Raw genomic sequence first — 7,014 nt, 5'->3', positions numbered from 1 at the left:
ATGTAATTATTTCATAGTGTTAACTATAATTGGTGTAGAATTTAAGAAGTTTAATGCGATGATTATGATCTTTTTAAGTACACCAATTATTTTCTGTAATATTTTTACTCTCAAGTTAACTATTCCTAGCACAGTTTGTAATAAATTGTATCATCATCAAGTGTCAGAACGGTTTAACACCCGTCCTTTTATATTAAATAAAAATATTTTATTAACCCCTCATAAAAGGTATTGTAGAACCCTAACTCAACACATTTCTTTTTGAAATAGACTACAATAGAACTATAGAAAGAAGATACATCTAGAAGGGAATATTACTCATATGAAAGAAAATCAAAATAAAGATAACATATTATTTTATTTCGTATTATTCAGTTTCATTGTTTCAATATTATTAGGGCTTATAATACTTATTACAGATTTTATGAAAGGTTCAATACCTAATTATCTAAAGTATGGCTTTAAGACTACAGAAGTCAAAAAAATGTATCAAAAAGAATATGTACCAGAAATACAAGAATATATTCAAACAAGTGATCTTCCAGATGTGACTATTAAGGTAGATCGTTGTTCATATACTGAATACAATAAAGCATATGGTGTACCTGTATATCAACTAGACTTCACTTATTCAAGTCATAAAGTTGATGATTATTATGAATCAGCTATTGATTCTAAACGTGGTGCAAAAGACTTATTCTATAAGATACTAGAAGTAAACGGGAATAAGAATTATTATGAGAATGAATCTAAAATACTTTGGGATGGTGAACCTTTTGAATCAGAAGGAAGAATGGTGCTGTTTCAAGAAGATGATAGATTCATAATGAAATTATCTGGTGACAAGCATAATTATGAAATAGAAAATCAACAGTATTATGATAAGCTCACTATTGATGGTGAATTAGTATATGAACTAAATAAACCTGGACCAAGCACTTACACTCCATCAAAACCTAAGAAGGAATACAATAGTTATGGATCAAGTGAATCATCTAGTTCCTATAATGATGGCTATAATTCAGCAGTAGATGATGGTGATTATGATCATGATAGATATCGCACTGATCCTTCTTATAGACAAGGTGTAGATGATGGGTTTGATGAAACAGATGAAGATTATTAAGAGGTGATTTATATGTATGAAAATCTAACTAAATATTTAGACGAGTTCACAGGAACAGAATTTGGTACATGGATTATTGATAAGAAGAATGATGGAACACCAGAACATCCAATTCAGTTCCCTTTTGTAGACTATTCAGTAGTTGTAGACCAGTTTATTCATGATGTCTATTCTTTTGTAGATAATCATGAAGAGATGGGATTACATAATTATATAAAAATCCTAGAAGACAATGGCATCAAATGGAGTTGGGAACCAATGGTTAAAGCAGAAGTAGATCATTTAGATGCTCAATGTATTATTGCTTTAATTCTTGGTGCTATTCGTGCAGATAGATTTGGTGAGGGGACATTGCTTGCATTCTTAAAAGATGGTTTTATTACAAAATGGCTAGAAAGACTAAAAACATTGGACACAGATTAAACATTCTACAATGATTTTTTTCTCAACCTAATAATAGATAAACTTATGTAAGGATCATCTATAAGTATGAAACAAGACAATTAATAAAAAAAATACTTGAATAAGTACATTGTAAGTGCTATCATTTCACTGTATGAAAAACGTATAGGATTGTTACTATTGAATTAGGCAAGACCAAAGTAAACCTTCTTTTTTAGAGGGGTACTTTGGTCTTTTTTGTTGGTCCTATATAGAAAAGAAAGGAAAAGGGATAATGAACAAGAAACAAGGTGTTATTGGATTAGTTGCAACTGTCATGATTGCGAATGCTGCATTTGTTGATGTAAGACCAGTCTATGCTGTAGAAAACTTAAATCTTGCTAAAGGATGTACTATTAATGCAAGTAGTTATGAAGTAGATTCTACATCACCAAGCAAAGCAGTAGATGGTGATATCAAGACTCGCTGGGGAACTGCACAGAATAAGGCAGACAATGAATGGATTGAAATTAATCTAGGTGGAGAAAAGACAGTACGTCAGATTAATATCAATTTTGAAAGAACTGATGATGCACAGAATATTCTAGGCTATAAGATTGAACTAGAAGAAGATGGACAATATAAAGAAGTATATAGAAAGACTACTAAGGCAAAACAGAACGAAATCATTCAGTTAGATAAAGATCATCAAGCCACTAAAGTAAAGGTAACTGTACTTTCTGCAGATGGAGGTACAATCAATTGGAAGAATGTCGGAATCAATGAAATTGAAGTTTATAGTAAGATTGTAGAAAAAGCAGATGCAACGCCTAATAAAAACCATATGGCAAATGCTACAGTCACTGCATCAAGTAGTGAAGCTAATACACTCAGTCCAGATAAAGTAAAAGATGGAAGCACAGAAAAAGCGAACCGCTGGGCAAGTGATTATGAAACTCCAACTACTAATATCTGGTTAAATACTAAATTTGCTGGATTGACTCTCGTTAAGGAACTTAAGATTCATTTCTTTGAAAGAGATGTAGCACCAATGCCATCTAACGTAAAGAGCTTTGATATTAAATACAAAGATAAAGATGGTGTAGAAAAACTTGCAAAGAGCTTTACTAATACCAAAAAGGGTGATGGTTATAATAACGAAGTTGTTGTTAAGTTCGATGAACCTATTGAAGCAAAAGAATTAAAGCTTTGTAACTTTGTTGCTGAAGCATCATCATGGAATAACGTAAGTATTGCTGAAATGGAAGTTTATTCTAATGAACAAACAGCACAGAAAGCAACTCTTGACTCTGTTGTATCATCTATTGAATCTCAGAGTAAGACAATTGAAGCAGATGTCAATACATTAGATATGCCAGCTGTACCAGCAGGATTTACTGTAAGAATCAATGGTGCAGATCTTGAACAGATCATTGGTGCTGATGGTAAGATTGTTCATCCATTAGTTGATAAGAATGTAAAGGTCTCTTATGTAGTTACAGAAACTGAAACAGGAAAAGAAAAGAAGACTGCAGATGTTGACTATGTTGTAAAAGGTATAAATGAACAGTCTGTAAATAAGAATACTAAACCTACTGTTATTCCAGAAATCCAGGAATGGCATTCAAACTCAACAGAAAAGATTTCTGTTAACGCATTAAAGACAGTAACTTATACAGATGATAAGTTAAAAGCTGTTGTAGATGAATTTGTACGTGATTATAAAGATTTCACAGGTATTAACCTTACAGTGAAAAAAGGTGCTTCTCAGTCTAATGCATTTAACTTTGAATTAAAAGCACCAGATACTCTTCTAGGTGATGAAGGATATACAATGGATATCCAGAAAGACCGTATCAATGTTGCTTCTGTTCATACAACAGGTAACATGTATGGTATGCAGACAATTCTTCAGATGTATAAAGAAGACAATGAAGGCTATAAGATTGGTAAAATGCGTGATTATCCTCGTTTCAAGACACGTGGATTCTTATTCGATGTAGCACGTAAACCAGTTTCATTGGATATGATGAAGGAAGTTGCAAGAACAATGCGTTACTATAAGATGAATGACTTCCAGGCTCATTTATCTGATAACTACATCTTCTTAGAACAGTATGGTAAAGGTAATAATGAAAATGAAGCATTTAAAGCCTATGAAGCATTCCGTTTAGAATCAGGATTATCTAACGATAAAGGTGAAACACCTACTGCAAAAGACTATTCTATCTCTAAGAAGGACTTCAGAGAATTCATCCAGGGTGAAAGAGCACTTGGTATGAATGTAGTACCTGAAATTGATGTTCCTGCTCATGCAACTTCATTTACTAAAGTATGGCCAGAATTAATGGTTCAGAATAAAGTATCACCATTAAATGGAAACAGACCACTTATTGACCATCTTGATGTCTCTAAGAAAGAAACAAAAGATAAGATCAAAGAAATCTTTGATGATTATACAAAAGGTGCTAATCCAGTATTTGATGGAGAAACAACTGTACATATTGGTGCAGATGAATTCTTATCAAACTATACAGCATATCGTGGATTCGTTAATGATTTAGTTCCTCACCTAAAGGAAACAAATACAGTACGTATGTGGGGTGGTTTAACTTGGATTAAAGATAATCCAGTGACTCAGATTAAGAGAGAAGCTATTGATAATGTAGAAATGAACCTTTGGTCAGCTGACTGGGCAGATGGTATTGAAATGTATGATATGGGCTATAAGCTTATTAATACAATTGATGACTTTGGTTACATGGTTCCAAATGGAAACAAAGGACGTGCCAATGCTTATGGAGATTTATTAAACGTAAATAGAATCTTCAATCAGTTTGAAGCAAATAAAGTAAGAGTCAGAGGTGGTTCTTATAAGTATGTTCCTGCTGGTGATGATCAGATGTTAGGTGCTGCATTCGCATTATGGAGTGATAACATCGATAAGAGTGCATCAGGTTTAAGTGAATCTGATCTATACTGGCGTTTCTTTGATGCATTACCATTCTATGCAGAAAAGACATGGGCTGCGACTGGTAAGGAAAAAGGTAGTGCTGATGCTCTTGCTAAAGTGGCTCAGGATAAAGGAACAGGACCTAATACAAACCCTTATTACAAAGAAAATAAAAAGGGTGAAAACTATGAAAGCTATGATTTCAATAACGGTTTAAAGGATAGTTCTGAAAACAAACGTGACCTTAAAGAAGGAAAGAATACTGAAATCAAGGATAATGCATTAGTATTAAAAGATGGTGTAAGTTATGTCACTTCTCCAATTAAAGAGCTTGGTAATGGTAATAAGCTATCATTTGATATTAAACTAAACAAACCAGCAAAACCAGGAGATATCCTATTTGAATCTGATGCTGACTATGGAACACATGATATCAGAATCATGGAAGATGGTAAGTTAGGATTCACAAGAGAACTTTATAACTATTATTTTGACTATGAATTACCAGTAGGTAAGAAAGTCAATATCGCAATCACTACAGCTCAGCAGAAGACAAGTCTTTATGTTAATGGTGAATATGTATGTGATGCAAAAGGTAAGTTTATTCACAATGATATGGTGAAGAAAGACAATATCACTCATTCAACATTCGCCTTACCATTAGAAAGAATTGGTTCTAAGACAGAAACAGTTTCTGCAGTTATTGATAACGTAGTAGTCACTGAAAAAGCACCAGAAGTAGATCTTTATAATAAAGCTTCTTGGACAGGAAAAGCTGAATCAGAAACACCAACAGCTCACGGTGGTCAGAATGAAGGTATTATCGGTATGGCATTTGACAACAAACCTTCTACAATCTGGCATTCAGACTGGTCACAAGCTACAAAAGATAAGGTTCCTACTACATCAGGTGCCCCAGGTACAGGTAAGGGTGCTGATGGAAGTATTTGGACAGAAATTTCATTTGATAAAGCTTATGAAATCAACCAGGTATCATTCACACCACGTCAGGATTCTAACAGTGGTCAGGTGACTAAAGCTTCACTTTATATCCAGACTGAAAAGAATGGTGAATGGGTAGAAGTTGCGAAAGATCAAACATTTGATGCTAACAAGTCAGAAAAAACATTTACTTTTGATACACAGAATGTATATGGATTCAAGTTTGTCGCTTCTGAGTCTAATGATGGTTGGGTTGCTATTTCTGAATTCAATATCGCAAATAAAGAAGTAACAAATAACACTTATACTGTTTATGTAGAAGCAGAAAAAGGTGGTAAAGTAAGTGGTGGTCAGGAAGTTAAAGCAGGTCAGTCTGCAACTATTACTGCAACACCTAATAGAGGTTATGTATTTAAGGGATGGTATCGTCCTAATGGTGATCTAGTATCTGATAAAGCAGAATACACATTCAAGGTTAATGGTAATACAGCTTTAATTGCGAAGTTTGAAAAGTCTTCTGAAGCAGATGTAAAGATTACAAATATCCAGAAACTAGATGATTTGACTGTAGTAAAAGGTACTTCATTTGATTCATTAAATTTACCAAACAAAGTATCTATTACATTAGAAAACAATGAAACAGAAGAAGTAGACGTAACATGGAATAAAGCATCTTATAAGGCTAATGAATGTGGTACATATGTATTAGAAGGTACTCTTACATTACCAGAAGGTGTTGTAAACCCAGATGGCTTAAAAGTAGTTGTAAAAGTAACTGTTGAAAATAAGAAGTATACAGTTGTAGTAGATAGTGATCAGAACATGGGTACTGTCTCTATGGATAAAGAAGATGGTATTTATGAAGAAGGTTCAAATGTGACTGTAACAGCTAAGGCAAATAAAGGTTATGAATTTGTAAACTGGACAGATGAAAATGGAAAAGAAGTAAGTACTTCTAACCCATATACATTTGAAGCAACTACAAACACTACGCTAAAAGCAAACTTCAAGAAGGTAGAAGTAACTCCAGCTAAACCATCATCACAGGATATCCTAGATGATTTACTTGCAGGTAATAAAGTACAGTCAGTTGTTGCTAAGGGACAGACACAGTTTGTACTTCCTGAAGTACCAGAAGGCTATAGTATTACTATGACTAAGGTAAGTCCTGAAGGTATTATCTCATTAGATGGTAAAGTAACTACTCCTAAGAAGGATACAGATGTCATCGTTACTATCACTGTAACTGATGCAGAAGGAAAGACTGCAAGTCATGACTTTACTGTACATGTGATTGGACTTAATGAAGTAGATAAGGAAACTCCAAAAGATCCTGAAACAGGAAAAGATACACCTAAAGATCCTACTCAGGATAAGAAACCAGCTAAGACAGGTGATGCAACATCAATTGCAAGCTGGATCTCTATGATGACAGTAGCAGGTGCTATGTTACTTAAGAGAAAGAAAAGATCATAATACTTAATTGGTCTGAGAGATGGCGAAAGCTATCTCTTTTTTGAGTTCTAAGACAAAGAAAAAACGAATCTTTAATTTTTAAGGGGGGTCTATAGAAAACTCGCTTTAAATTATTGGGGGTTTCCACTTGTAAAGG

At 33.7% G+C, this 7,014-nt stretch carries 3 protein-coding genes; all 3 read left to right on the top strand.

Annotation, left to right across the window (positions count from 1 at the left end):
* Positions 1–424 precede the first annotated feature (424 nt).
* The 3 genes from ACT8VG_RS05590 (at position 425) to ACT8VG_RS05580 (ending at position 6,878) form a co-directional block, all read left to right on the top strand.
* Complete coding sequence (locus ACT8VG_RS05590; RefSeq protein WP_444195370.1) at positions 425–1,126, top strand: hypothetical protein; 702 nt, start codon at positions 425–427, stop codon at positions 1,124–1,126.
* Between the two features lie 12 nt (positions 1,127–1,138).
* Complete coding sequence (locus ACT8VG_RS05585; RefSeq protein ID WP_444195369.1) at positions 1,139–1,549, top strand: DUF6508 domain-containing protein; 411 nt, start codon at positions 1,139–1,141, stop codon at positions 1,547–1,549.
* A 253-nt stretch (positions 1,550–1,802) separates the two neighbouring features.
* A complete protein-coding gene (locus ACT8VG_RS05580; RefSeq protein WP_444195368.1) occupies positions 1,803–6,878 on the top strand; it encodes a discoidin domain-containing protein in 5,076 nt (1,691 codons plus the stop codon).
* Positions 6,879–7,014: the final 136 nt, after the last annotated feature.

The sequence above is a fragment of the Catenibacterium sp. genome, assembly GCF_052354645.1.
In the GTDB taxonomy this organism is placed as follows: Bacteria; Bacillota_I; Bacilli_A; order Erysipelotrichales; family Coprobacillaceae; genus Catenibacterium; species Catenibacterium mitsuoka_A.
The sequence above is the reverse complement of the archived record's forward strand: the minus strand, read 5'-3'. Positions and strand labels throughout refer to the sequence as shown.

What these genes read in the sequence shown, in the direction of transcription:
- ACT8VG_RS05585 (WP_444195369.1), top strand. Translation starts at nt 1,139, where the DNA reads ATGTATGAAAATCTAACTAAATATTTAGACGAGTTCACAGGAACAGAA.
- ACT8VG_RS05580 (WP_444195368.1), top strand. Translation starts at nt 1,803, where the DNA reads ATGAACAAGAAACAAGGTGTTATTGGATTAGTTGCAACTGTCATGATT.
- ACT8VG_RS05590 (WP_444195370.1), top strand. Translation starts at nt 425, where the DNA reads ATGAAAGGTTCAATACCTAATTATCTAAAGTATGGCTTTAAGACTACA.